This is a genomic window from Pantoea sp. SGAir0180 (assembly GCF_043546245.1).
In genome coordinates this window covers 3176676-3199322 of sequence record NZ_CP028071.1, presented here as the reverse complement: position 1 = coordinate 3199322, position 22647 = coordinate 3176676, and the positions used below count along the sequence as shown (strand labels likewise).

The 22647-nt window shown below is 56.9% G+C and carries 21 protein-coding genes; 15 read left to right on the top strand and 6 right to left on the bottom strand.

Translation table 11 applies throughout. From position 1 onward, the window contains the following. Positions 1–2: 2 nt before the first annotated feature. Genes C1N58_RS15065 through acpT form a run of 9 tightly spaced genes read left to right on the top strand, consistent with a single transcriptional unit; the run spans position 3 to position 8148 of the window. Positions 3–425: an acyl-CoA thioesterase gene (locus C1N58_RS15065; protein ID WP_039338828.1), complete on the top strand. Its 423-nt coding sequence runs from the start codon at positions 3–5 to the stop codon at positions 423–425. After that, positions 422–1027 carry a LolA family protein gene (locus C1N58_RS15060; protein ID WP_394549953.1) on the top strand — a complete coding sequence of 202 codons (606 nt, stop codon included), beginning with the start codon at positions 422–424 and terminating at the stop codon, positions 1025–1027. Before C1N58_RS15065 ends, C1N58_RS15060 begins: the two co-directional genes overlap by 4 nt. After that, complete coding sequence (locus C1N58_RS15055) at positions 996–3314, top strand: MMPL family transporter (protein WP_394564295.1); 2319 nt, start codon at positions 996–998, stop codon at positions 3312–3314. The genes C1N58_RS15060 and C1N58_RS15055 overlap by 32 nt, the downstream gene beginning before the upstream one ends. 44 nt (positions 3315–3358) lie before the next feature. Further along, a complete protein-coding gene (locus tag C1N58_RS15050; protein ID WP_394550897.1) occupies positions 3359–3964 on the top strand; it encodes a DUF3261 domain-containing protein in 606 nt (201 codons plus the stop codon). A gap of 1 nt (position 3965) precedes the next feature. Next, positions 3966–5135, top strand: coding sequence for a beta-ketoacyl-[acyl-carrier-protein] synthase family protein (locus tag C1N58_RS15045; RefSeq protein ID WP_039338825.1), 1170 nt, complete (start codon positions 3966–3968; stop codon positions 5133–5135). After that, a complete protein-coding gene (locus C1N58_RS15040; RefSeq protein WP_394564294.1) occupies positions 5132–5608 on the top strand; it encodes an ApeP family dehydratase in 477 nt (158 codons plus the stop codon). Before C1N58_RS15045 ends, C1N58_RS15040 begins: the two co-directional genes overlap by 4 nt. Next, positions 5605–6336: a 3-ketoacyl-ACP reductase FabG2 gene (locus tag C1N58_RS15035; RefSeq protein ID WP_058702122.1), complete on the top strand. Its 732-nt coding sequence runs from the start codon at positions 5605–5607 to the stop codon at positions 6334–6336. The genes C1N58_RS15040 and C1N58_RS15035 overlap by 4 nt, the downstream gene beginning before the upstream one ends. After that, positions 6333–7562, top strand: coding sequence for a beta-ketoacyl-ACP synthase (locus C1N58_RS15030; protein WP_262959815.1), 1230 nt, complete (start codon positions 6333–6335; stop codon positions 7560–7562). The genes C1N58_RS15035 and C1N58_RS15030 overlap by 4 nt, the downstream gene beginning before the upstream one ends. Position 7563: 1 nt before the next feature. Continuing rightward, positions 7564–8148, top strand: coding sequence for a 4'-phosphopantetheinyl transferase AcpT (acpT, locus tag C1N58_RS15025; protein WP_039338821.1), 585 nt, complete (start codon positions 7564–7566; stop codon positions 8146–8148). Positions 8149–8299: 151 nt separating this feature from the next. Here acpT and C1N58_RS15020 read toward each other — a convergent pair whose 3' ends face one another. Beyond that, positions 8300–8512 carry a hypothetical protein gene (locus tag C1N58_RS15020; RefSeq protein WP_033740144.1) on the bottom strand — a complete coding sequence of 71 codons (213 nt, stop codon included), beginning with the start codon at positions 8510–8512 and terminating at the stop codon, positions 8300–8302. 185 nt (positions 8513–8697) lie between these two features. After that, the gene (locus tag C1N58_RS15015; RefSeq protein WP_394564293.1) at positions 8698–9126 is read right to left on the bottom strand and encodes a GNAT family N-acetyltransferase; all 429 of its coding nucleotides are present in this window, start codon (positions 9124–9126) and stop codon (positions 8698–8700) included. 276 nt (positions 9127–9402) lie between these two features. On the opposite strand from C1N58_RS15015, the gene C1N58_RS15010 reads away from it, so the two are divergent. Continuing rightward, entirely contained in the window at positions 9403–10545 is a 1143-nt protein-coding gene (locus C1N58_RS15010) for an alpha/beta hydrolase-fold protein (RefSeq protein ID WP_054688471.1), read from the top strand. A 621-nt stretch (positions 10546–11166) separates the two neighbouring features. After that, the gene (locus tag C1N58_RS15005) at positions 11167–11841 is read left to right on the top strand and encodes an EAL domain-containing protein (protein WP_233255761.1); all 675 of its coding nucleotides are present in this window, start codon (positions 11167–11169) and stop codon (positions 11839–11841) included. Positions 11842–11924: 83 nt separating this feature from the next. Here the strand turns inward: C1N58_RS15005 and C1N58_RS15000 are convergent, their stop codons facing one another. Further along, entirely contained in the window at positions 11925–12992 is a 1068-nt protein-coding gene (locus C1N58_RS15000; protein ID WP_033740338.1) for an AraC-like transcriptional regulator QhpR, read from the bottom strand. A 138-nt stretch (positions 12993–13130) separates the two neighbouring features. Beyond that, positions 13131–14135, bottom strand: a complete 1005-nt coding sequence (locus C1N58_RS14995) for a phosphotransferase enzyme family protein (RefSeq protein ID WP_033740148.1) — start codon at positions 14133–14135, stop codon at positions 13131–13133. A gap of 244 nt (positions 14136–14379) precedes the next feature. Here C1N58_RS14995 and eat point away from each other — a divergent pair, with 244 nt between their 5' ends. Together eat and C1N58_RS14985 are read left to right on the top strand one after the other, a co-directional pair. Next, complete coding sequence (gene eat, locus C1N58_RS14990; RefSeq protein ID WP_394549948.1) at positions 14380–15744, top strand: ethanolamine permease; 1365 nt, start codon at positions 14380–14382, stop codon at positions 15742–15744. 63 nt (positions 15745–15807) lie between these two features. Next, the gene (locus C1N58_RS14985) at positions 15808–17148 is read left to right on the top strand and encodes an aspartate aminotransferase family protein (RefSeq protein WP_394549947.1); all 1341 of its coding nucleotides are present in this window, start codon (positions 15808–15810) and stop codon (positions 17146–17148) included. A 164-nt stretch (positions 17149–17312) separates the two neighbouring features. Here the strand turns inward: C1N58_RS14985 and C1N58_RS14980 are convergent, their stop codons facing one another. Continuing rightward, positions 17313–17651, bottom strand: a complete 339-nt coding sequence (locus C1N58_RS14980; protein WP_394564292.1) for a hypothetical protein — start codon at positions 17649–17651, stop codon at positions 17313–17315. A gap of 290 nt (positions 17652–17941) precedes the next feature. On the opposite strand from C1N58_RS14980, the gene C1N58_RS14975 reads away from it, so the two are divergent. Together C1N58_RS14975 and C1N58_RS14970 are read left to right on the top strand one after the other, a co-directional pair. Beyond that, positions 17942–19678 (top strand): ABC transporter permease, encoded by a 1737-nt coding sequence (locus C1N58_RS14975; protein ID WP_394564291.1) that lies wholly within the window; start codon positions 17942–17944, stop codon positions 19676–19678. Positions 19679–19688: 10 nt separating this feature from the next. Next, positions 19689–21026 (top strand): ABC transporter ATP-binding protein, encoded by a 1338-nt coding sequence (locus C1N58_RS14970; RefSeq protein WP_033740160.1) that lies wholly within the window; start codon positions 19689–19691, stop codon positions 21024–21026. Positions 21027–21161: 135 nt separating this feature from the next. On the opposite strand, the gene C1N58_RS14965 is transcribed toward C1N58_RS14970, so the two are convergent. Beyond that, positions 21162–22415 carry an enolase C-terminal domain-like protein gene (locus C1N58_RS14965; protein ID WP_394549944.1) on the bottom strand — a complete coding sequence of 418 codons (1254 nt, stop codon included), beginning with the start codon at positions 22413–22415 and terminating at the stop codon, positions 21162–21164. Positions 22416–22647: the final 232 nt, after the last annotated feature.

Here is a 22647-nt window from a genome sequence, read left to right as displayed (position 1 = left end):
GGGTGCTTAACGATCCCCGTTTTACTGTCGATGTCGAGCTGACCATTCCCTTTCATGATGTCGATGTGATGGGCGTGGTCTGGCATGGCAACTATTTTCGCTATTTCGAGATTGCCCGTGAGGCGCTGCTAAATCAGTTTGACTATGGCTATCGCCAGATGAAAGCGTCCGGCTACGTCTGGCCGGTGGTGGATACGCGAGTGAAATACCGCCATGCCGTCACCTTTGAACAGCGTATTCGCGTGCGGGCGCGCATAGAGGAATTCGAAAACCGTCTGCGCATTGGTTATGAAATTTTCGATGCCGACAGCGGCAAACGCACCACGACGGGCTACACCATTCAGGTCGCGGTACATGAGCAAAGCCGTGAGATGTGCTTTGTCTGCCCGGCTATTCTGTTTGAACGTATGGGAGTCACGCCATGAGAGGGCTGTTGTTACTGGCGCTGTTGATCAGTCCTTTTGTCAGCGCCCTGACGCTTGACGATCTGCAGCAGCGCTTTACTGCGCAGCCGGTGATCCGCGCCCACTTTGATCAGGTGCGCACGATCAAAGATATGCCGCAGCCGCTGCGATCCGAGGGGACGATGTTGATCGCCCGCGACAAGGGCTTGCTGTGGGATCAAACCCGCCCGTTCCCGATGCAACTGTTGCTGGATGATAAACGCATGGTGCAGGTGATTAATGGTCAGCCGCCGCAGACTATCACCGCCGAGAACAATCCGCAGATGTTCCAGTTTAATCACCTGCTGCGCGCGCTGTTCCAGGCGGATCGTAAGGTGCTGGAGCAGAACTTCCGCGTCGCGTTTGCCGACAAAGGCGAGGGCCGCTGGACGCTGCGCCTGACGCCGATCACGACGCCGCTGGACAAGATTTTCACCCGCATCGATCTGGACGGAAAAACTTTTCTGGAGCAGATCCAACTGAATGATAAGCAGGGTGATCGCACCGACATCACGCTTTCGCACCACCAACTGACACCCGCACAACTGACCGATGATGAACGCCAACGCTTTGCCGCCCAGTAAACGGCCCGCGCTGTTGTGGGGCTTCGTCTGTCTGGTGATGGTGACGCTGCTCCTGACGCTACTGCCCAAAGCGCAACTGAACAGCAGCGTGCTGGCGATGCTGCCAAAGCAGGCGCTGGGCACGATTCCGCCTGCGTTAAACGACGGCTTTATGCAGCGTCTCGACAGGCAACTGGTCTGGCTGGTCAGCCCCGGTAAGCAGGCCGATCCCCAGGTTGCCCGTGACTGGCTGACGCTGTTGCAGCAATCCGGCATGCTGGCCGGGGTGAAAGGTCCGATGGATGCCGACAGTCAGCAGGCCTGGGGATCGTTTTTCTGGCAGCACCGTAACGGCATGATCGACAGCGAAACCCGTCAGCGGCTGCAAAACGGCGGCGAGGCACAGGCGCAGTGGATCCTCTCTCAGCTTTACTCTGCTTTTTCCGGCGTCAGCGGCAAAGAGTTACAAAACGATCCGCTGATGCTGATGCGCGGATCGCAGCTGGCGATGGCGAAAAATGGCCAACGGCTGCGCCTGATGGATGGCTGGCTGGTGACGCAGGACAGCCAGGGTAATTACTGGTATTTGCTGCACGGTGAGCTGGCTGGCTCATCATTTGATATGCAGCGCACGCATCAGCTGGTGCGTACGCTCGGCGCGCTGGAAAAAACGCTCAAGGCCAGGCATCCACAGGCTCAACTGTTATCGCGCGGCACGGTGTTTTACAGCGATTATGCCAGTCAGCAGGCGAAGCACGATGTCTCGACGCTGGGGCTGGCTACCGTGCTTGGCGTGCTGCTGCTCATCCTGGCTGTGTTTCGCTCGCTACGGCCGATTCTGTTGTGCCTGCTCTCGATTGGTGTGGGCGCGCTGGCAGGCACCGTTGTCACGCTGCTGGTGTTTGGCGAACTGCATCTGATGACGCTGGTGATGAGCATGAGCATTATTGGTATCTCTGCCGATTACACGCTCTATTATCTCACCGAGCGCATGGTGCACGGAGCCGATGCCTCGCCCTGGCAGAGCCTGGCGAAAGTACGTAACGCACTGTTGCTGGCTCTGCTGACGACAGTAGCCGCCTATCTGATTATGATGCTCGCGCCGTTCCCGGGCATACGCCAGATGGCGATTTTTGCCGCAGTGGGCCTGAGTGCCGCCTGCCTGACGGTAGTGTTCTGGCATCCGTGGCTGTGCCGCGGGCTGCCTGTACGTCCGGTGCCCGCCATGGTGCTGATGCTGCGCTGGCTGGCGGCCTGGCGGCGCAACAAAAAGCTGTCGCTCGGCCTGCCGCTGGCGCTGGCACTCTTTTCGCTGGTGGGCGCTGCCCGGCTGCACGTAGATGATGATATTGCGCAGTTGCAGGCATTACCGGCTGCGGTGCTGGCGCAGGAAAAAGCGATTACCGCGCTGACGGGCCAGAGCGTGGATCAAAAATGGTTTGTGATTTACGGCCAGAACGCCCAGCAAACGCTGACGCGGCTGGAAGCCTTTACGCCGGTGCTGGAGAAGGCGAAAGCGCAGGGGCTGCTGAAGGGTTACCGCACCGTGCCGCTGAATTCTCTGGCCCGTCAGACACAGGACAGGGTGCTGTTAACCGAGGCTGCGCCGACGGTAATCCGCGCGCTGAAGGCGGCCGGGATAACCACGGTCAATCCGGACCTGAATGCGATGCCGGTGACCGTCGCGGACTGGCTGGCCAGCCCGGCCAGCGAAGGCTGGCGGTTGCTGTGGCTGACGTTGCAGAACGGCGAGAGCGGCGTGCTGGTGCCGGTTGACGGCGTGAAAGACAGCGCGGCGCTGAATGCGCTCAGCCAGGGGACGCCCGGCGTGGCCTGGGTGGACCGCAAAAGCACCTTTGATGCGATGTTTGCTCTGTACCGCCATATCCTGACGGGATTGCTGTTGGTGGCGCTGGCGGTCATCGCCTGCGGAGCCATCGCGCGCCTGGGCTGGCGCAAAGGGGCGATAAGCCTGGTGCCGTCCGTATTATCGTTGAGCTGTGGCCTGGCCGTACTGGCGTTGAGCGGCCACGCGGTGAACCTGTTTTCGCTGCTGGCACTGGTGCTGGTGCTGGGTATTGGCATCAATTACACGCTGTTTTTCAGTAATCCTCGCGGCACGCCACTGACCTCTATGCTGGCCATCACGCTGGCGATGATGACGACGTTGCTGACGCTTGGCATGCTGGTTTTCAGCGCCACCCAGGCCATCAGCAGTTTCGGGATCGTACTGGTCAGCGGGATTTTCACCGCCTGGCTGCTTGCGCCCCTGGCGATGCCGACAAAAAAAGAGAAGAAAAGACGATGAGAAACCTGACTGTGCGTTTACTGAAAACACGCGGGTCGCGTCTGATGCGCACGACGCGGCCAGCACGGCCGCGCGGGGCGATCAGAAGCGGCCTGTTAGTGGCGGCCGCCCTGATTCTGGCCGGCTGCAGCCATGTCCACAAGCCGCAGGCATCGCGCCCGCAGGCCTGGCTGGCACCGGGCGCGCGCGTTACGCTGCCTGCGCCGGGAATTTCGCCGTCGGTCAGTTCGCAGCAGCTTCTCACCGGCAGTTTCAACAGTAAAACCCAGTCGCTGCTGGTGATGCTCAACGCAGATGATAAAAAGCTGACGCTGGCGGGGCTGTCATCAGTCGGCATTCGCCTGTTCCTGGTGACCTATGACCAGCAGGGCGTGCACACTGAGCAGTCGATTGTGGTGCCGCAGTTGCCGCCCGCCAGTCAGGTGCTGGCCGACGTCATGCTCAGCCACTGGCCTGTGAGCGCCTGGCTGACGCAGTTACCTGAAAGCTGGACGCTGGTGGATAAGGGCGATAAGCGCGAACTGCGCGATGCCAGCGGCAAGTTGGTGACGGAGATTACCTATCTGAACCGGCACGGCAGGCGCGAGCCGATCAGCATCCAGCAGCATGTTTTTCACTACCACATCACCATTCAATACCTGGATGACTGACATGATCTTCATTTCGGCCGTCGGCATGATTAACGCGCTGGGCAACGATAACGACACGATCGCGGCGAACCTGACACGCGGCGTGGCGCCCGGTATGCGGGCGCGTACCGGCTGGCTGCATGACCATCCGCAGGCAGTGCTGGCGGGGGTGGAGGGCGAACTGCCCGCCATCCCGGCGGCCTTCAGCGCACACCGATCGCGCAATAATCAGCTGCTGCTGGCTGCACTGGCGCAGATTCAGCCGCAGGTGGATGACGCGATAGCCCGCTATGGCCGCGACCGGGTGGCGGTGGTGCTGGGTACCAGCACCTCCGGCCTGGATGAAGGGGACACGCACGTCAGCCGGCTGCTTAACCAGCAGCCGAGCACGGCCTGGCACTATCCACAGCAGGAACTGGGCGATCCATCGCGCTTTCTCAGCCACTGGCTGGCGCTGGATGGTCCGGCCTTTACGCTCTCGACCGCCTGCTCCTCCAGCGCCCGGGCAATGATTAGCGGGCGTCGCCTGATTGACGCGGGGCTGGCCGATGTGGCCATTGTCGGCGGCGCGGACACGCTCAGCCGGATGCCGGTTAACGGCTTTCATAGCCTGGAATCGCTGTCGCCTACGCTGTGTCAGCCCTTTGGCCGTGATCGCAGTGGCATCACGATTGGCGAAGGCGCGGCGCTGATGCTGTTAACCCGTGAACCTCAGCCGATTGCGCTGCTGGGCGTGGGCGAATCCAGCGATGCCTACCATATTTCTGCGCCGCATCCGCAGGGCGAAGGCGCTATTCGCGCCATCATGCAGGCGCTGAACGAAGCCGGTCTCACGCCAGAGCAGGTGGGCTATATCAACCTGCACGGTACTGCCACGACGCTTAACGATCAGATTGAGTCCGGCGTTGTGAATGCCTTGTTCGGCACGGCGGTACCGTGCAGTTCAACCAAACATCTGACCGGGCACACGTTAGGCGCGGCGGGCATTACGGAAGCGGCGCTCAGCATGCTGATTCTGCAGCGCGATCTGCCGCTGCCGGCCCAGGATTTCAGCCAGTCGCCGCGCGATCCTGATCTGCCACTGTGCGGCATTCTCTCCCGGCCTCAGCCGCTGGAACGCCCGGTAATCCTGTCTAATTCGTTTGCTTTCGGCGGTAACAACGCCAGTATCCTGCTTGGGAAGATTTCATGAGCCATTACTTATCCCCCGCTGAGTATTTGCCACACGATGCGCCGATGCTGTTACTTGAAACGGTCAGCAGCGTGACGGCTGACAGCGCAACCTGTTGCGTCACGGTGTCGCCCCGGAGCGTACTGGCACCGTTTCTGGATGCGTACGGTCATCTGCCCGGCTGGTATGCGCTGGAGTTAATGGCCCAGACGGTGGGCGTCTGGTCGGGCTGGCATCGCCATCAGCAGGGGCAGAGCAGCATCGCCCTGGGAATGGTGCTGGGCGCACGGGAGTTAGTCTGCGCTACAGGCCGGTTGCCCGCCGATGCAACACTGCACGTGCAGGTCAGACTGTTAATGCAGGATGCGCGCTTTGGCAGTTTCGAATGCACGATAACGGCGGATGAAGTGGTCCTGGCCACGGGCCGCGTGAACACCTTTCAACCCACCGCCGACGAACTTCATTCTTTATTTCAACAAGGAGCGTCCACATGAGTCGTTCAGTATTGGTTACCGGTGCCAGCAAAGGTATTGGTCGTGCCATCGCCTGCCAGCTGGCGGCGGACGGCTTTGTGATTGGCGTCCACTATCATCATGATGCCAGCGGCGCGCAGCAGACACTGGATGCCATTCTCGCGGCCGGTGGCGCAGGCCGTCTGCTGCAGTTTGATGTCGCGCAGCGTCAACAGTGCCGCGACGTGCTGGAACAGGATATTGAGGCACATGGCGCCTGGTATGGCGTGGTCAGCAATGCCGGTATTGCCCGCGATGCCGCCTTCCCGGCCTTAAGCGACGATGACTGGGACAGCGTGATTCACACCAACCTGGACAGTTTTTACAACGTGATCCAGCCATGCATCATGCCGATGATCAGCGCCCGGCAGGGCGGACGCATTATTACGCTCTCCTCGGTGTCGGGGCTGATGGGCAACCGCGGTCAGGTGAACTACAGCGCCGCGAAAGCGGGCATTATTGGGGCCACCAAAGCCCTGGCGATTGAGCTGGCAAAACGCAAAATCACCGTTAACTGCATCGCGCCGGGGCTGATCGATACCGGCATGCTCGACATGGAAGAGACCGCACTGAAAGAAGCCATGTCCCTGATCCCAATGAAACGCATGGGGCAGGCGGAGGAAGTGGCCGGTCTTGCCCGCTACCTGATGTCCGATATTGCGGGCTATGTAACGCGGCAGGTGATTTCCATCAACGGAGGGATGTTATGACACGGCGTGTCGTGATTACAGGTATGGGCGGGGTCACCGCCTTTGGTGAAAACTGGCAGGACGTGTCCGCCAGGCTGCTGGCATACGAAAACGCCGTGCGCAGGATGCCGGAATGGCAGGTCTATGACGGGCTGCATACGTTGCTGGGCGCGCCCATCGACGACTTCCGGTTGCCCGAGCACTACACGCGCAAACGCATCCGCTCCATGGGCCGCGTGTCTCTGATGTCCACCCGCGCCAGCGAGCTGGCGCTGGAAGATGCAGGCCTGATCGGCGATCCCGTGCTGACCAACGGTGAAACCGGCATTGCTTATGGCTCCTCAACCGGCAGCACCGGCCCGGTGAGTGAATTCGCCACCATGCTGACGGAAAAGCACACCAACAACATTACCGGTACCACCTACGTCCAGATGATGCCGCATACCACCGCCGTGAATACCGGGCTGTTTTTCGGTTTGCGCGGTCGCGTTATCCCGACATCCAGCGCCTGTACTTCCGGCAGCCAGGCCATCGGCTATGCCTGGGAAGCGATTCGTCATGGTTACCAGACGGTGATGGTGGCCGGTGGCGCAGAAGAGCTGTGCCCTTCGGAAGCGGCGGTGTTTGATACGCTTTTTGCCACCAGTCAGCGCAACGATGCGCCGACCACCACGCCATCACCTTTCGATGAAAAACGTGACGGCCTGGTGATTGGCGAGGGTGCGGGTACGCTGATTCTGGAAGAGCTGGAACATGCGAAAGCGCGCGGCGCGACAATCTATGGCGAGATTGTCAGCTTCACCACTAACTGTGATGCAGCCCATATAACCCAGCCGCAGCGCGAGACGATGCAAATCTGCATGGAAAAAGCGCTCGCTATGGCAGGCTTAAGTCCGCAGGACATCGGCTATATTTCCGCACATGGCACTGCCACCGATCGCGGCGATCTGGCTGAAAGTCAGGCCACCGCCGCGATTTATGGCAATCAGGTCCCGATCTCATCACTGAAAAGCTATTTCGGTCACACGCTGGGTGCCTGTGGCGCGCTGGAAGCCTGGATGAGTCTGCAAATGATGCGCGAGGGCTGGTTTGCGCCTACGCTGAATCTGACCAAACCGGACGCGAACTGCGGCGAACTGGATTACATCATCGGACAATCCCGCAAAATTGACTGCGAGTTTTTCCAGAGCAATAACTTTGCATTTGGTGGGATCAATACGTCCCTCATCATCAAGCGCGTTGCCTGATATGTACCAGATCTTTCTGGGCAAGATTTCTCAACTCAGTGTGGCACCGCTTGCCCCCGAGCTGACCGATCAGGCCCCCACAGGCGCGCGCCGTGCCAGCTGGCTTGCCGGGCGTGCGCTGCTCTCTGCGGCAATAACGCCGGTTCCCGCGATGCGGTATGGGGTGAATGGCAAACCCGCATTTGCCCCTGAGGTACAACGGGGATTCAGCCTGAGTCACAGCGGGGATGCGATTGCTCTGCTGTTCAGTGATGAAGGGGAGGTGGGCTGTGATATTGAAGTCATACGACCGCGACCTCACTGGCCGCGCCTGGCTGAAAATCTCTTCAGTCCGGGTGAGCGGGCGCAGATTGCGGCCAAACCGGTATCCCAGCAGTTAGCGGCCTTCTGGCGCATCTGGACGATCAAAGAGGCCATCATCAAGCAGCGCGGCGGGAGTGCCTGGCAGATGGCCAGCATCGACAGCACCGCACCGTCAGCGCTGTCGGTCAGCGCGCTGCAGACAGGCGAGCTGAGCCTGGCGGTCTGCACGCCAACGCCGTTTGAGTTGACGCCTGAGACAATTAAGGTGACAGGAACATTGTGACGCCTGCGTGATGCACATCGAAAAGGTCAACAGGCTTTATGCAGTTCTTTTCCCTGACAGGGAAAACGGTGCCCCGACGCAATAAGCATGGCTGTAAGAGGGAGATACTGTTGTGAATCACAGGGCTGCTCTGTCAGCCCTGTCGCCGCTTTTAATGGCTCTGCTTACTCTCTTCGTCTTTATGCTTCTTCGCCAGGTAATGTCCTGCCGCGCAGCCCGCCACGGCACCGGCAACCGCATGGTGTTTAAGGTGACCGGCTACGCCGCCGACCAGCGCGCCTTTCAGGCAGCCTTCTGCCTGTGCCTGAGAGGCAACCGACATTAACAGGCCAAGCGTGACCACAAAAAGGGGAAGTTTACGCATCGTTTCTTAATCCTTATCAGGAGTGCTGTGTTTACGCTGCGACAATAACCGTAATGAAGCATGAGTGGGCAAAAAAGTGCAGGGCTGTTGTACGACGGTTGTAAAAAAAGTGGATAGACCTGATGGCAAAGCTCTGGCACAACGGGTGTCTGCGATAACTGAGGTTTGCGCAGGCAACACCGGGTTCAGGGCTTACGCATAATTCGTTGGCCATATTCGTCAGTGCCCGCCGCGCGCCAGCCGTGTTTTTCATAAAAACGTTCAGCAGGGGAACCTGTGTCGGTGGTCAACATCATCGACCGGGCCTGTTGTTGTCTGAACCAGTCGGTGATGTTTTCAAGCAGTTGGCTACCTGTCCCGAGCCGCTGAAACGCGGGCTTGATAAACAGGCCACCGATTAACGGATCGGGCGCATAAATACCCAGCCCGTAACCGACGTACTCGTCATCGACGTTGGCGATCCAGCCACCGCCCTGGCGGATATCGTCAAGCGCCTGCTCACGCTGCAGATAGCGGATCTGGTGAGCATGCAGTCGGTTTTCCGTCACCGAGAAGCGGATTTCATACATCTCTTTCAGATGCCGATCGGCCAGTTTTTCGTAGGTAATATGCATAGTGCCTCGCAAATCATCATCGAACCGTTGATGTCATGACCTTACCGGTTTGCGCCTGAACAGCATCTCAACGCGCCGGGGCGATCGCGTACCGGTGAGGCTGACGGCAGGTTAACGCCATTCTTTGACGTTCATCACAGCCTGCGCTTTTTGCGACGCTATCACCTCGCTTCCCGGAGAAAAAATGTAATAAATACCGCGTGATCAATTCAATTATCGGGACGCAAAATGAAGAAAAAATTAACCTGTTTATCTCTGTTGGCCGGAAGCCTGCTGATGGGATATGGACCCGCACTGCTTGCCGCACCGTTACCGCAAACCCCGGATACTCACATCCCCGTGAGCCGCTATATCACCGCGCTGAATCCCGATCACTCCATTACCTTTCGCCTGTTTGCGCCCGCCGCGAAGCAGGTTGCTGTGGTCACGGGGGCCACGCCGCTGAGTCAGCAATCCCATGATATGAAAAAGGACAGTGCCGGCATCTGGTCGTGGACCAGCGAGCCGCTGAAGCCCGATTTATATGAGTACTATTTTGATGTGGATGGTTTCCGCACGCCGGATACCGGCAGCCGCTTTACCAAACCGCAGCGCCAGGTGAACACCAGTATGATTCTGGTGCCGGGCAGCATTCTGGATGAGCGTAACGTGGCGCACGGCGATGTGCTGACGCTGACGTATCATTCCACCGCACTGAAATCCGAACGTCAGGTCTTTGTCTGGGCACCGCCGGGCTATAAGGCAGACGGCAAACCGTTACCGGTGCTCTACTTCTATCACGGTTTTGGCGATACCGGGCTGTCCGCCATCTCGCAGCTCCGCCTGCCGCAGATCATGGACAACCTGCTGGCCGAAGGCAAAATCACGCCGATGCTGGTTGTGGTGCCCGATACCGAAACGGACATCGTGCAGGCCATTCCTGAAAACTTTCCCCCAGCCGACCGCCGCAAAGACTTTTATCCCCTCAATGCCGCCGCCGCCGATAAGGAACTGATGCAGGACATTATCCCGCTGGTGGAAAAGCGCTTTACCGTCAGTCGCAAACCGGCAGACCGGGCGATTGCCGGACTGTCTCAGGGCGGCTATCAGGCGCTGGTGTCAGGCATGACGCACCTGAACGACTTTGGCTGGCTGGCCAGCTTTAGCGGCGTGACCACCAGTACGGTGCCGAATGAGGCTGTGACACGCCAGCTGAGTCAGGCGCAGGCGGTGAATAAGCAGCTGAAAAACGTTACGCTGGCGGTGGGCGATAAAGATATCGTGACCGGCAAAGACATTGCCGGACTCAAAGCCGAGCTGGAAAAGCAGGGCGTAAACTTCCATTACACTCAATATCCGGGGTTGGGGCATGAGATGGATGTCTGGCGACCTGCGTATATCGAATTTGTGCAGCAGGTATTTAAACCGCAGCAGCCATAGTCAGGCCCGATCCCTTCCTGTGACGGTGATTCAGGGCAGCATTTACGGAATGACCGTTATTCACAGCATTTTTTCCGGCGACGCTAAACAACGTCGCTGAAATACCCTGCACGTCCTCTAAAAAGCGTTTTTATTTATTTCTTCAGCTTGCCGTGTCAGGTAAGTAAAAAATCACTGCCTATGTCGACAGTAAATGCTGCAAACGCCGTGTGGGAAAAACCTGCGTCAGCCATTTTTCAAAATGACCGGTATTGATGTATTTAAGTTACCCGTTAACCGGATGCGGCAATATTATCCTTTTTATTTTCTCTCACTGTCTCCATTTTTCACTGGTCTGCAATGCTTAATTCTTAGCACGCGAAGGATACAGGCGCGTTGAGCTGCGGGCAGGAAATGAGGTCAATACCTTATGCAGCAGGCGTTGTAAAAGGCTTCGCAATCCGGGCCAGCATAAAATAAAGATTTTAATTCCTGAAACCTTATTAAATAACAAGGGATTAACGATCAATCTTTTAATTTTGATAGGTTAAATCATAGCTTAACCCGATAAATAACATTTGATTGATAGTCTGTAGCGATCAATAATCAGGCTACTTCATCGCGTTGAATCAGAGCATGGGAATGGAAATCCACAATCTCGATAATAACAACCGTGCCTGGTGGTTCATTGCTGAACCTGTCGTTAACAACGCGTCGACATTAATTGCAGTAGAAGTTCTGACGCGATTCGCCGCACCGGGAACCCCCTGTTTTCATATTGCGAAATTAAATAAACAACAGAAAATAAAGCTGTTACGAGAACAACTTTCTTTAATCGATAAGAAGCATCATTTTTTTGAAGAAAACCAGTTGCTGTGTTCTGTAAATGTCGATCTGGAAATGGCTTTTGCGCTGCTGGAAGAACGGGATATTGTTGAGCTCGCCACAGCGCACTCTTTTCTTCGCATTGAAGTCGCGGAACACTTTCCCGATCTTGCGCAGGGATTAAATAATCCCTTACTCCGGGAACTACATAATAAATACACGTTATGGCTGGATGATTTTGGCAGTGCGGCTTCCCACTTTCCCTGTTTACAGCGTGGAATGTATGAAGCCGTGAAAATGGATAAGCATTTTTTCTGGCGGCATCAAAACAGCCCCGTCTGGCAAGCCACGCTGGCGGAAATTAAACACTATTGTGAATTTATTATTGTAGAAGGCGTCGAAACGGCGCAACACTTCGAATTCGCCAGACCGCACGCTGCGGCATTTCAGGGCTATCTGTTTGAGGCGTTTTTATTCGATACGCTCGCGTAAGCGCTCAGCGATAATTCATACCGGGTTTTCTTTCTTCAATAAGAAAGGCCCGCATAATGCGTTGGCCAGACAGCCTGATGCTGTCAAAGAAAAACCGTGCCCTGCGATTTACGGCAGTCGCGTGGGCTACAACCGAACCAGCGGCGAAAGGCGCGTGAGAAGGCGCTGACTTCAGAATAGCCCAACAGCAAGGCCATTTCAGAGACCGACAGATGGTGTTGTTTCAGGTAATGCGTCGCCATCTCTTTGCGGACGCTGTCGACCAGGGCGGAAAAACTGGTTTGCTCATCGCGCAGTCGCCGCTGTAACGACCAGGCAGACAGTCCCTGTTTTTCGGCGATAATGTCCAGTGAGGGTTCGCCATTGAGTAGCTGAAGGTGAATGTCGGTGCGGGTTTGATTAACGGTATCCTGAATGATGACGGGTGGGCTGAGCCGACGGATCGCATCCTGCATCACCAGCAGCAGCATGGGATCGTGATCCGGCATTTTGCGGCCCAGATCCGTTTTGGCGATGATCATCGAGTTAAAGGGCTGATCGAAATAGACCGGCGCATCAAAGACTTTACAGTGTTCGTGCCAGTGCTCAGGGCGCGGATGCTCGAAATGCACTTCACGCGGTGCCCAGTGGCGTCCTGCCGCGTGGCGAATCAGGTTAAGAAACATGCCTAACGTCAGTTCTGCATCCTGACGGCGCTGCAGAATCGCGCCGTGACGCACCTGATAATCCAGCTGCCAGCAGTCGCTGCGCTCTGTCAGACGAATACAGGTGTTGTGTTGATGGTAGGGAAAAGCATTGACCACGTTTTGCAGCGCCTGTTCCAGCGTGGCCGAGCACAGACCAATATAGCCAATCAGACCCAGAGACTGTGGCCGGAACTGATGACCATACTGTAAACCGAAGTTGTCCACGCCCGCCTGGCTGGCCGCTTCTTCCAGCACCCGACAGTAATTGACCAGGTCCAGGCTCAGCGTCGGGCAGGCGAGCGTATCCGGATCGATCCCGCTGATGCCGAAAATACGATCCACATCGCCACCCTGGGCGTTAATGAAATCACCCAGTCCCGTCGCGGCGGCCGACAGGACGCCACGGTGACTGCTACCCGCGCTGGACATGGCCGTTATGGCGGCCTCTGGAAATCTGCTGGTCATGATGTTTTCCGCCTGCAACTGAACATCGTTAGCTTCTGCAAGAAACATACCAGCCGTCAGGCACCAGTTAACAGGCACTTAGCATCGCCCCCGTGAAGATTGCACCGCGATCTGTCATTCAGGCACCGCCAGAGTGCGCTAGACGCCAATCGGCAATCGGGCCCCTTCGAGATAGCGGTGGCACAGGCGTACCGTGTCGTTCGCCCAACCGTCGCCCAGGCTGCGCGCCATTTCTGTTTCGCGATGGGAAGCGACCCAGGCGGTCAGCTGAATGCGGCGCTGAATCAGCATGGACGGGATCATCGCCAGCTCTTCATCGCTAACGTGCGCCACCTGTTCGTAGCCGTTTAGCCAGTTTTCCACCCACTGTGGGGCGCTGGGATGGTGTTCGACAAAGCTGATCGCAGCGGCAAGATCGTGCAGATACCAGCCCATTCCGCAGTCATCAAAATCAATGACCCGCGTTTCGCCTTTGTGTACCAGCAGATTGGTCAGGCGAAGGTCGGCGTGAATCAGACCATAGCGGTCGGGCGACTGGCCAAACGCTGCCATCTCACGGCCGACATGCGACAGCGTTTCTTCGATCACGCCATGTTGTGATGGCGCTAAACCGGCCACATCGCGCCAGTCACCCCAGTGACCTGTAGGGGAAACCATCGTGTGATGATCCCAGACGATACGGCGAAAGGTTTGTGGCTTTTGCCAGCGCCGACTGTGGTGGTGGAGCTGCGCGGTGATGCGGCCTAACTGGCGAAAGGCGGCCGGATCGACCGCATCGGTGAGCATATCGCCCTCGATCCAGTGAAACAGCACAGCATAGCGTTCACTGCCGTCCGGCAGCGGCAGCGTCTGAATGCGGTTATCGTGCCCGTCGCGCACCGCCACCGGCACGCAGATGTCTGCGGCCTGAAGCGCATCCAGCCAGTGCAGCTCGCTTTCAATATCCTGCTTAGCGTGGTAATCGCCGCGGTGAATACGTAACGCGTACCGGCCCTGCGGCGTGCTGACAGACAGGGTGGCGTTCTCGGAACGGCACAGAAGTTTGACCTCTGCATGCAAACAGGCCGGATACGCCTGCAACGCCTGGTGGGCAAGCTGAAGAATGCTGTCGTTCGTTAAGGTGTCATATTGCTTAATGCTCATGTCTGTCTCCCTTTCTCTGCGTGTGGAGGCAGCATGGCGCTGAACCGGCCTGGCGCGCTTGACCTGAGAGCAGGCAAAAATTGACTTCGGCAGGGGCGTCACAACCCGACCCGGGTCAACTTGACCCCAGCCGACGTGTTTCTGTTTTCTGCGGTCAAGTTTTTCTGTTGCGGCTGTGTCCATCATCTACCCGTCAGCTTTTTAGGCATCGCCTTTTCACTTTACACAGACGGGGAACGCAGTGATGAAAGAGAAACTGAAACCCACCCTTGGTACCCTGCAACTCTGGGGCATCGCTGTGGGACTGGTTATATCGGGAGAATATTTCGGCTGGAGCTATGGCTGGGGAGCCGCGGGTACGCTGGGTTTTCTGGTCACGACGTTTTTTGTCGCCGCCATGTACACCTGTTTTATCTTCAGCTTTACCGAACTGACGACCGCCATTCCGCAGGCCGGAGGACCGTTTGCCTACAGTCGCCGTGCTTTCGGTGATACCGGCGGGCTGATTGCGGGCATTGCCACCTTAATCGAGTTTGTGTTTGCGCCCCCGGCCATTGCGATGGCGATAGGCGCCTACCTCAATGTGCAGTTTCCGGAAGTGAATCCTAAGCTCATTGCGGTCTGTGCCTACCTGATCTTTATGGGACTGAACATCATCGGCGTCAGCATTGCGGCAACCTTTGAGCTGCTGGTGACGCTGCTGGCGGTGATTGAACTGCTGGTGTTTATGGGCGTGGTCGCACCGGGCTTCAGTCTGACGAATTTTGTCGCCCACGGCTGGGCTGGGCAGGATACGTTCTCTCTGGCCTCGGTATCCGGGATGTTTGCCGCCATTCCTTTTGCCATCTGGTTTTTCCTCGCCATTGAAGGCGTTGCCATGGCGGCCGAAGAGGCAAAAGACCCACGCCGGACCATTCCCCGCGCCTACATCAGCGGTATTTTAACGCTGGTGGTGCTGGCGATGGGCGTCATGGTGTTTGCCGGAGGGGCAGGTGACTGGCGCACGCTGTCAGGCATTAACGATCCGCTGCCGCAGGCCATGAAAATGCTGGTCGGTAACGATTCACGCTGGATGCACATGCTGGTGTGGATTGGCCTGTTCGGCCTGATTGCCAGTTTCCACGGCATTATCATGGGCTATTCGCGTCAGTTCTTTGCGCTGGCGCGGGAAGGTTATCTGCCGCCTTCACTGGCAAAACTGTCGCGCTTTAATACCCCCCACCGGGCGATCCTGGCGGGCGGTGTGGTCGGCATTGTTGCCATTTTCTCTGATGGCATCAGCTTTCAGGGAATGAGCCTGACCGCCGCGATGATCACCATGTCGGTGTTTGGGGCGATCGTCATGTACATCATGAGTATGCTGAGCCTGTTTAAACTGCGTCGCTCGGATCCGACACTGGCACGTAGCTACCGTGCACCGGGTTATCCGGTAATCCCCGCCATCGCCCTGTGTGGCTCGGTGATCTGCCTGATCGCAATGCTGTGGTTTAACCCACAGATCGGCGCACTGTTCGTGGGCTTTATGGTGGCAGGCTATCTCTACTTCCTGACCACGCACTCCCGCCGCGGTGCTGTCGCGCAGCGCTCTGTTGCCGCAGAAACCGATTAACGTTTATACCCGCCTGGCGGTGCGTAGCGTGCCGCCGGGCAGCACAAAGACCAAGGAGTCACAATGACGGTACGTTCAACCATAATGGATACCAACAGCTTTCGTGCTGAAAACGCGGAAACGCTGGCACCGGACATTCGACAACTGACCGATAAGCGCAGCCAGGTACTGGGCGAGTCCTATCGGCTGTTTTACCGCAATCCGGTGCATCTGGTGCGCGGAAAGGGCCAGTATCTGTGGGATAAGGCGGGCAACCAGTATCTGGATATGTATAACAACGTTGCCAGTATTGGTCACTGTCATCCGGTGGTCGTGGATGCCGTACATAAACAGATGATGCAGTTAAACACCCATACGCGCTATCTGCATGAGTCGATCCTTGCGTACAGCGATCGCATTCTGGCCACGATGCCGGCCGAGATCGATCGGGCCATGTATATGTGTACCGGATCCGAGGCAAACGATCTGGCGATCCGCATTGCCCAGTGCTGGAGCGGTGGTACGGGCATCATCGTGTCCAAAGAAGCCTATCACGGCACCAGTGCGCTCACCTCCGGCGTTTCGCCCGCGCTGGGCAGCGGTCAGCCGTTATCACCGCATACGCGGCTGGTGGCCCCGCCTGACTTTTATCGTATTCAGACGGCGGATCAGGGTGCCTGGTTTGCGCAGGAAATTCAGAAGCAAATTGATGATATGGCTGCGCACGGCATTAAATTTGCGGGGTTCCTGGCCGACTCGATTTTCTCGTCAGACGGCGTTTTACCCGGTCAGCCCGGCTTTTTAAAACCGGCGATTGATGTGGTGCATCAGAACGGCGGCATTTTTATTGCCGATGAAGTGCAGCCTGGCTTTGCCCGCACCGGCGAGGCATTCTGGGGCTTTGCCCGACACGGCGTGGTTCCGGATGTCGTGACTACCGGCAAACCGATGGGGAACGGCATTCCGGTCTCGGGGCTGATGGCGAAAGCGCCGGTCATGGCGGCGTTTAGCGATGCACTACCTTACTTTAATACCTTTGGTGGTAACCCGGTCTCCATGGCGGCGGCGCACGCGGTGATGGATGTCATTGAACAGGAAGAACTTCAGGCGCACAGCCTGAAAACCGGCGCTGCACTGCTGGCGGCGCTGCAATCCCTGCAGGCAACGTATCCGTGCATCGGTGAAGTCCGTGGAGCAGGGCTGTTTATCGGCTTTGAGCTGGTGAAGGACAGAGAAAGCAAAGCGCCTGACAAACGTCTGGCACTCGATCTGGTGGAGGCGTTACGTGAGGCCTTTGTGCTGACCTCCGTTGCCGGACCATACGGAAACGTGCTGAAAATCCGCCCACCGCTCTGTTTCCAGACGCACGATATCGACTGGGTGGTCAGTGCCATGGATCGCTGCCTGAGGAAATTACAAAGCTGAACGCGATTACAAAAAACCAGGGACCGCGCAGACGGAACGCAACCGGTCTGCGACAGTGAGTCCCATCCGTTTGCAGCGCCAGAGAAAAATCCTCTGGCGCTGAGCGTCCTGTCCTTTAGGTGGCCGCGCAGGCCTGGCTGCCGCCGGGCCTGCGCATTCTCAGCTTAAGCGTGGGCGCCCGAAGGCAGCTCCAGTTCAGGGCTTTCCCCCGCAAGGGTCCCGCTGTCAGGATCCCGCAACCGGCCTTGGCCAAAGACACAACCATTCGGCTGGAAGAACACGTCGCCGTAAAGGGGATCGTTCACGCAAATCGTGCCGTCCTCACGCTGTTCGACACTAATCTGGGCGAAGCGCGAGTCAAATTCTTCCAACGTGCTGAGTTGCGGATCGTCATTCAGACGAATCAGCCAGCAGGTCTCTTTTCCCGCTAAGCGGGCTTCACAGTGCTGCGCGGGACCGCGGGTTGTCAGCCGGAAAGGCTGGTTGCCCGAGATTTGCACCATGCCGTTACCGCTGCGGAGCAAAATGCGTTGCTCACAGACGCGCATCTCATCGAAATAGCGCTGCGGCAGCCAGGCATGGGCGTAAATTGTTGGGGCCTTTGCCGAATTATTCAGTCTGTTTGTATTAAGAAAAGGGCTGCATTGAGTATGCCAGCAAAAACCGGGAGTGGGCTTTCATAAAAAATTAATAAAAACCCCGCCATCAGGTGAGCATACGTTTAATAATCCTGACTGATAATCCCTCACCTGAAATACTTCAGTCGCTCCGTGATGAAAAGAAGAGAGGGCTCATGAACTTCCGATTCACCATGCTGGCGGCTAACAGACGGTTGCTGCCAAACGTCTGGGATGCCGTGGCATTTCCCCTGATTATTTGCCTGATTGCAATGGTGGCGGTGGGCTTTCATCAAACGCTGATGCCGATTGACAGCCTGAAAACCCAGGCCATCTCCCTTGATCCGACTAATCTGCCGGAATATGCCATGCGTACCACGCTGCGGATGTTGGTGGCGATGCTGGCGTCACTGGTGTTCAGCCTGATCTACGGCACGCTGGCGGCCAAAAGTCGCCGGGCAGAAAAGGTGTTAGTGCCCATTCTGGATATCCTGCAGTCCGTTCCGGTGCTGGGTTATATCTCTTTTACCGTGACCTTTTTTATTGCCCTGTTTCCCGGGCAGGTGCTGGGCGTAGAACTGGCGGCGATATTTGCCCTGTTTACCAGTCAGGCCTGGAACATGACCTTTAGCTTTTACCAGTCGCTACGTACCGTACCGGCCGATTTGGTGGAAGTCTCACGTGGCTTTCATCTGACCGGCTGGCAACGTTTCTGGAAGCTGGATGCGCCTTTCGCCGTGCCGGGACTGGTGTGGAATATGATGATGTCGATGTCGGGGGGCTGGTTCTTTATTGTCGCCTCAGAGGCGATCACGGTGGGTAACAATACCTTTACCTTACCGGGCGTGGGCGGCTATCTGGCACAGGCGATTCTGCATAAAGATATCCATGCGGTGGGCTGGGTACTGCTTACGATGGTGATCGTGATTCTGGCTTATGATCAACTGTTGTTCAGGCCGCTGGTGGCCTGGGCGGATAAGTTCCGCATGGAAAACACACGTTCGGGGAGTGCGCCGACCTCATGGGTGCGTGATCTGATGCGCCGTACACGCCTGATTCACCAGATCTTTACGCCGCTGCGCCTGCTGCTGTCTGCGCTGGCGCGTATCTCGTGGCGCTGGCCTGCCTCCAGGTCGGTCCGGGCCGAAAGCAGCACGGAATCCCGCTCGCGTCTGGGTGACTTTATCTGGGGCGCCTTCGTCATTTTACTGACCCTGTATGTGGTCTGGCGGGTTATTACCTATGTGCAAATCGGTGTCACGCTGGCGGACGTGAAACATGTCTTCGGCCTGGGGCTGATTACGCTTCTGCGCGTCACCGTGTTGATTCTGATTTCATCGCTGATTTGGGCCCCGCTGGGCGTGATGATTGGCCTGCGTCCTGCACTGGCCGGAAAAATTCAGCCGGTTGCCCAGTTCCTGGCGGCGTTCCCGGCCAACCTGATGTTTCCGGTGTTCGTCATTATGATTGTGCACTTCAGGCTGAATCCGGATATCTGGCTGTCTCCGCTTATTGTGCTTGGTACGCAGTGGTACATCCTGTTTAACGTCGTGGCGGGCACCACCGCCTTTCCCAATGATTACAAAGAGGCTGCCGCAAACTTTCATATTCGCGGCTGGCATTGGTGGCGTCAGGTGATGCTGCCCGGCATTTTCCCCTACTACATTACCGGTGCCATTACCGCTTCCGGCGGAGCCTGGAACGCCAGCATCGTGTCCGAATTTGTACAATGGGGAAATACGCAGGTCACCGCCCACGGCCTGGGGGCGTATATCGCGCAAACCACGGCCGCTGGGGACTTCCCGAGGATTATTCTTGGTATCGCCGTGATGTCGTTGTTTGTCACCTTGTTCAACCGTCTGCTGTGGCGGCCGCTGTACGTCTACGCTGAATCAAAATTCCGTGCTAATTAAGGGACCCGAGATGTTAAACAATCAACCCACACACCATGCAGACGTGTCGACCAAAAAAACGGACGGTCGCCAGGCGGTCCTGACGGTAAAAGACATTAAGCACGGTTACGATAAAGCGCACGGTGAAGTGCTGATTTTGGATGACGTTAATCTGACTCTGCAGGAAGGCGAGATAGTGGGGCTGCTGGGCCGCTCTGGTTCGGGAAAATCGACACTGCTGCGCATTATTTCTGGTCTGATTACGCCCGGCTCGGGTTCCGTTGACTACCTGGGCGCACCGCTGAACGGCCCCGCCAAAGGCGTGGCGATGGTGTTCCAGACCTTTGCGCTGTTTCCCTGGTTAACGGTGCTACAGAACGTAGAAGCCGGGCTTGAAGCGCTGGGCGTGGAAAAAGCGGAACGCAGAAAGCGTGCGCTGGCGGCCATTGACCTTATCGGCCTGGACGGTTTCGAAAACGCCTATCCGCGTGAATTATCGGGCGGCATGCGTCAGCGTGTGGGTTTTGCACGCGCACTGGTCGTCGATCCCACCTTATTGTTGATGGATGAGCCGTTTTCCGCGCTGGATGTGTTAACCGCCGAAACGCTGCGTACCGATTTACTCGATCTGTGGAATGAGGGACAGATGCCGATGAAATCGGTGCTTATCGTCACCCACAATATCGAAGAAGCCGTCTTTATGTGTGACCGCATTCTGGTGCTGTCCTCTAACCCCGGGCGCGTAGTGGCAGAAATCAAAGTGCCCTTTGGCCATCCGCGTAACCGGTTGGATCCGGCTTTTCGTCGGCTGGTCGATGATGTTTATACCCAAATGACCGCACGGCCTACCAGCGATAATGTGAAAAAGAGCCTCAGACTGGGAACGCGGCTGCCGCATGTGTCAACCAACCTGATGGCCGGGTTGATCGAAACCCTGGCAGCAGCACCGTACCACGGCCGCGCCGACATGCCAGAGGTGGCCCGTTCGCTGCATCTGGAAGTCGATGAACTGTTCCCGATAGCCGAAGTGCTTCAGTCGCTGGGCTTTGCGGACGTGCGGGAAGGGGACATCTTCCTGACGCCGCCCGCCCGGGTGTTTGCCGAGTCAGACACGCAGCAGCGTAAGGTGATGTTTGCCGATCATCTGCTGCGTTACGTGCCGCTGGCCGCCCTGATTAAAACGGTACTGGATGAGCGTCCGGGACATCGTGCACCGCGCGTGCGTTTTGAACAGGAACTGGAAGATTCGCTTTCCGACAGTGCGGCTAAAGAGACGCTGGATAGTGTGATTAACTGGGGCCGTTATGCGGAGATCTTCTCTTATAACGACCAGACCGAGTACTTTAGCCTGGAAGACGTCGAATTCTGATTGGGGTGGATGAACCGGTAGCGACTCGGGGGTACTGACCCGGTCCCTGGTCAGAACGCGAGCTCGTTTCGTTTACAGGACCGGAGAGAATAAAGCAAAGGCACCCTGTTGCGCCTTTGCTTCCCGTTAACGGACTCAGGGACGCCAGACCGTGCCATCGGGCGTACGGGCCATCGTCCAGGTGGGGTTACCGCCTTCGCAGGGGAATTTCGCCGCCAGCGTTTCATTAATGTCGATACCCAATCCCGGCCTGTCATTAACGTATGCATAGCCTTGCTCGACGTCCGGGCAGCCGGGAAACACTTCACGCAGGGCATCGTTCATCGGCGTGTATTCCTGAACGCCAAAATTTGGTGAGCTCAGGTCCAGATGCATATTCGCACACACGCCGACCGGTGAAATATCGCCGGGGCTGTGCCAGGCCGTGCGGACACCGTTTAATTCACTGTAAACAGCAATTTTCTTCGCCGGCGTAATTCCGCCAATGGAACTGATATGGCAGCGAATATAGTCAATCAGCTTATTGTCGATCAGCGGCTTCCATTCGTTCACATTCACGAACAGCTCGCCCATTGAGATCGGCGTAGAGGACTGCTGGCGCAGCATCTTCAGCCACTCCGTGTTCTCTGGCGCAACCGGATCTTCCAGGAAAAACAGCTGGTACGGCTCCAGGGCTTTAGCCATATGAATAGCGTTAATCGGCGTAATGCGTTCATGCGCATCGTGCAGAAGCTCTACGCCAAAACCCAGCTTATTGCGCAGATGATCAAACAGGCGTGGAATGCTTTTCGCATAGGCTTCCGGATCAAAGTACATGCCCGCTGTTTTGCTGCGCGGTGAACGCTTAGGCTGGATATTTTTCGCTTTGACCATGCGGTTCGCGATGAGCCTGAGATCGTCGGTACCGGCACCGCCATACATGCCCATCTGGCAGCGGATATACTGATAACCTTCCTCCATTTTGGCCCGGGCACTGTCTTCCACTTCGACTTCGTCTGCGCCATCGGTGTGCACATAGAGCGCAATGCCATCGCGACACTTGCCGCCCAGCAGTTCATAAACCGGCAATCCGGCCAGTTTGCCTTTAATGTCCCACAGCGCCATATCGACACCGGACAGGGCGTTATTCATGACCGGACCATTGCGCCAGTAGCCACTGACGGCGGCAGACTGCCAGATATCTTCGATTCTTGCCGGATCCTTGCCCCTCAGAAATGGCGCCAGGTAATCATCAATGGCGCTTTGTACCGCATAGATGCGTTGGGTAAAGGTGGCGCAGCCAAGGCCGTACAGGCCCGGCTCGTTGGTTTCGATTTTAACCACGACCAGATCGATGCCGCCGGGCGCAGTCAGAATGGTTTTAACATTCGTGATGGACAGATTACTCACAATCGCTCCTCTTTTATCAGGCCACTTACCGCCACCGTCGTGCTCGTTGCTGCTCATGGCTAACAGGTATGTTGTCATACAACATGACTGTTTTATCACAAAGCCGGGTCGTTGCCCTTATTAGCTTTCGATTCTGTGATGGGGATCTAATGACTGAACTTTATGCACGTAGTTAAGATTTATTTTCTTAAAATACAGCATCCTAATCAATTTCAGGGTGAGGGCTTTGTGA

Coding starts and splice junctions, on each gene's coding strand:
- C1N58_RS14975 (WP_394564291.1), top strand. CDS start 17,942: ATGAACTTCCGATTCACCATGCTGGCGGCTAACAGACGGTTGCTGCCA.
- C1N58_RS15015 (WP_394564293.1), bottom strand. CDS start 9,126: ATGCATATTACCTACGAAAAACTGGCCGATCGGCATCTGAAAGAGATG.
- C1N58_RS15005 (WP_233255761.1), top strand. CDS start 11,167: ATGGAAATCCACAATCTCGATAATAACAACCGTGCCTGGTGGTTCATT.
- C1N58_RS15030 (WP_262959815.1), top strand. CDS start 6,333: ATGACACGGCGTGTCGTGATTACAGGTATGGGCGGGGTCACCGCCTTT.
- C1N58_RS14995 (WP_033740148.1), bottom strand. CDS start 14,135: ATGAGCATTAAGCAATATGACACCTTAACGAACGACAGCATTCTTCAG.
- C1N58_RS15035 (WP_058702122.1), top strand. CDS start 5,605: ATGAGTCGTTCAGTATTGGTTACCGGTGCCAGCAAAGGTATTGGTCGT.
- C1N58_RS15000 (WP_033740338.1), bottom strand. CDS start 12,992: ATGACCAGCAGATTTCCAGAGGCCGCCATAACGGCCATGTCCAGCGCG.
- C1N58_RS15060 (WP_394549953.1), top strand. CDS start 422: ATGAGAGGGCTGTTGTTACTGGCGCTGTTGATCAGTCCTTTTGTCAGC.
- acpT (WP_039338821.1), top strand. CDS start 7,564: ATGTACCAGATCTTTCTGGGCAAGATTTCTCAACTCAGTGTGGCACCG.
- C1N58_RS14980 (WP_394564292.1), bottom strand. CDS start 17,651: ATGGTGCAAATCTCGGGCAACCAGCCTTTCCGGCTGACAACCCGCGGT.
- eat (WP_394549948.1), top strand. CDS start 14,380: ATGAAAGAGAAACTGAAACCCACCCTTGGTACCCTGCAACTCTGGGGC.
- C1N58_RS15020 (WP_033740144.1), bottom strand. CDS start 8,512: ATGCGTAAACTTCCCCTTTTTGTGGTCACGCTTGGCCTGTTAATGTCG.
- C1N58_RS15040 (WP_394564294.1), top strand. CDS start 5,132: ATGAGCCATTACTTATCCCCCGCTGAGTATTTGCCACACGATGCGCCG.
- C1N58_RS15050 (WP_394550897.1), top strand. CDS start 3,359: ATGCGCACGACGCGGCCAGCACGGCCGCGCGGGGCGATCAGAAGCGGC.
- C1N58_RS15010 (WP_054688471.1), top strand. CDS start 9,403: ATGGGATATGGACCCGCACTGCTTGCCGCACCGTTACCGCAAACCCCG.
- C1N58_RS14970 (WP_033740160.1), top strand. CDS start 19,689: ATGTTAAACAATCAACCCACACACCATGCAGACGTGTCGACCAAAAAA.
- C1N58_RS15045 (WP_039338825.1), top strand. CDS start 3,966: ATGATCTTCATTTCGGCCGTCGGCATGATTAACGCGCTGGGCAACGAT.
- C1N58_RS15055 (WP_394564295.1), top strand. CDS start 996: ATGATGAACGCCAACGCTTTGCCGCCCAGTAAACGGCCCGCGCTGTTG.
- C1N58_RS14985 (WP_394549947.1), top strand. CDS start 15,808: ATGACGGTACGTTCAACCATAATGGATACCAACAGCTTTCGTGCTGAA.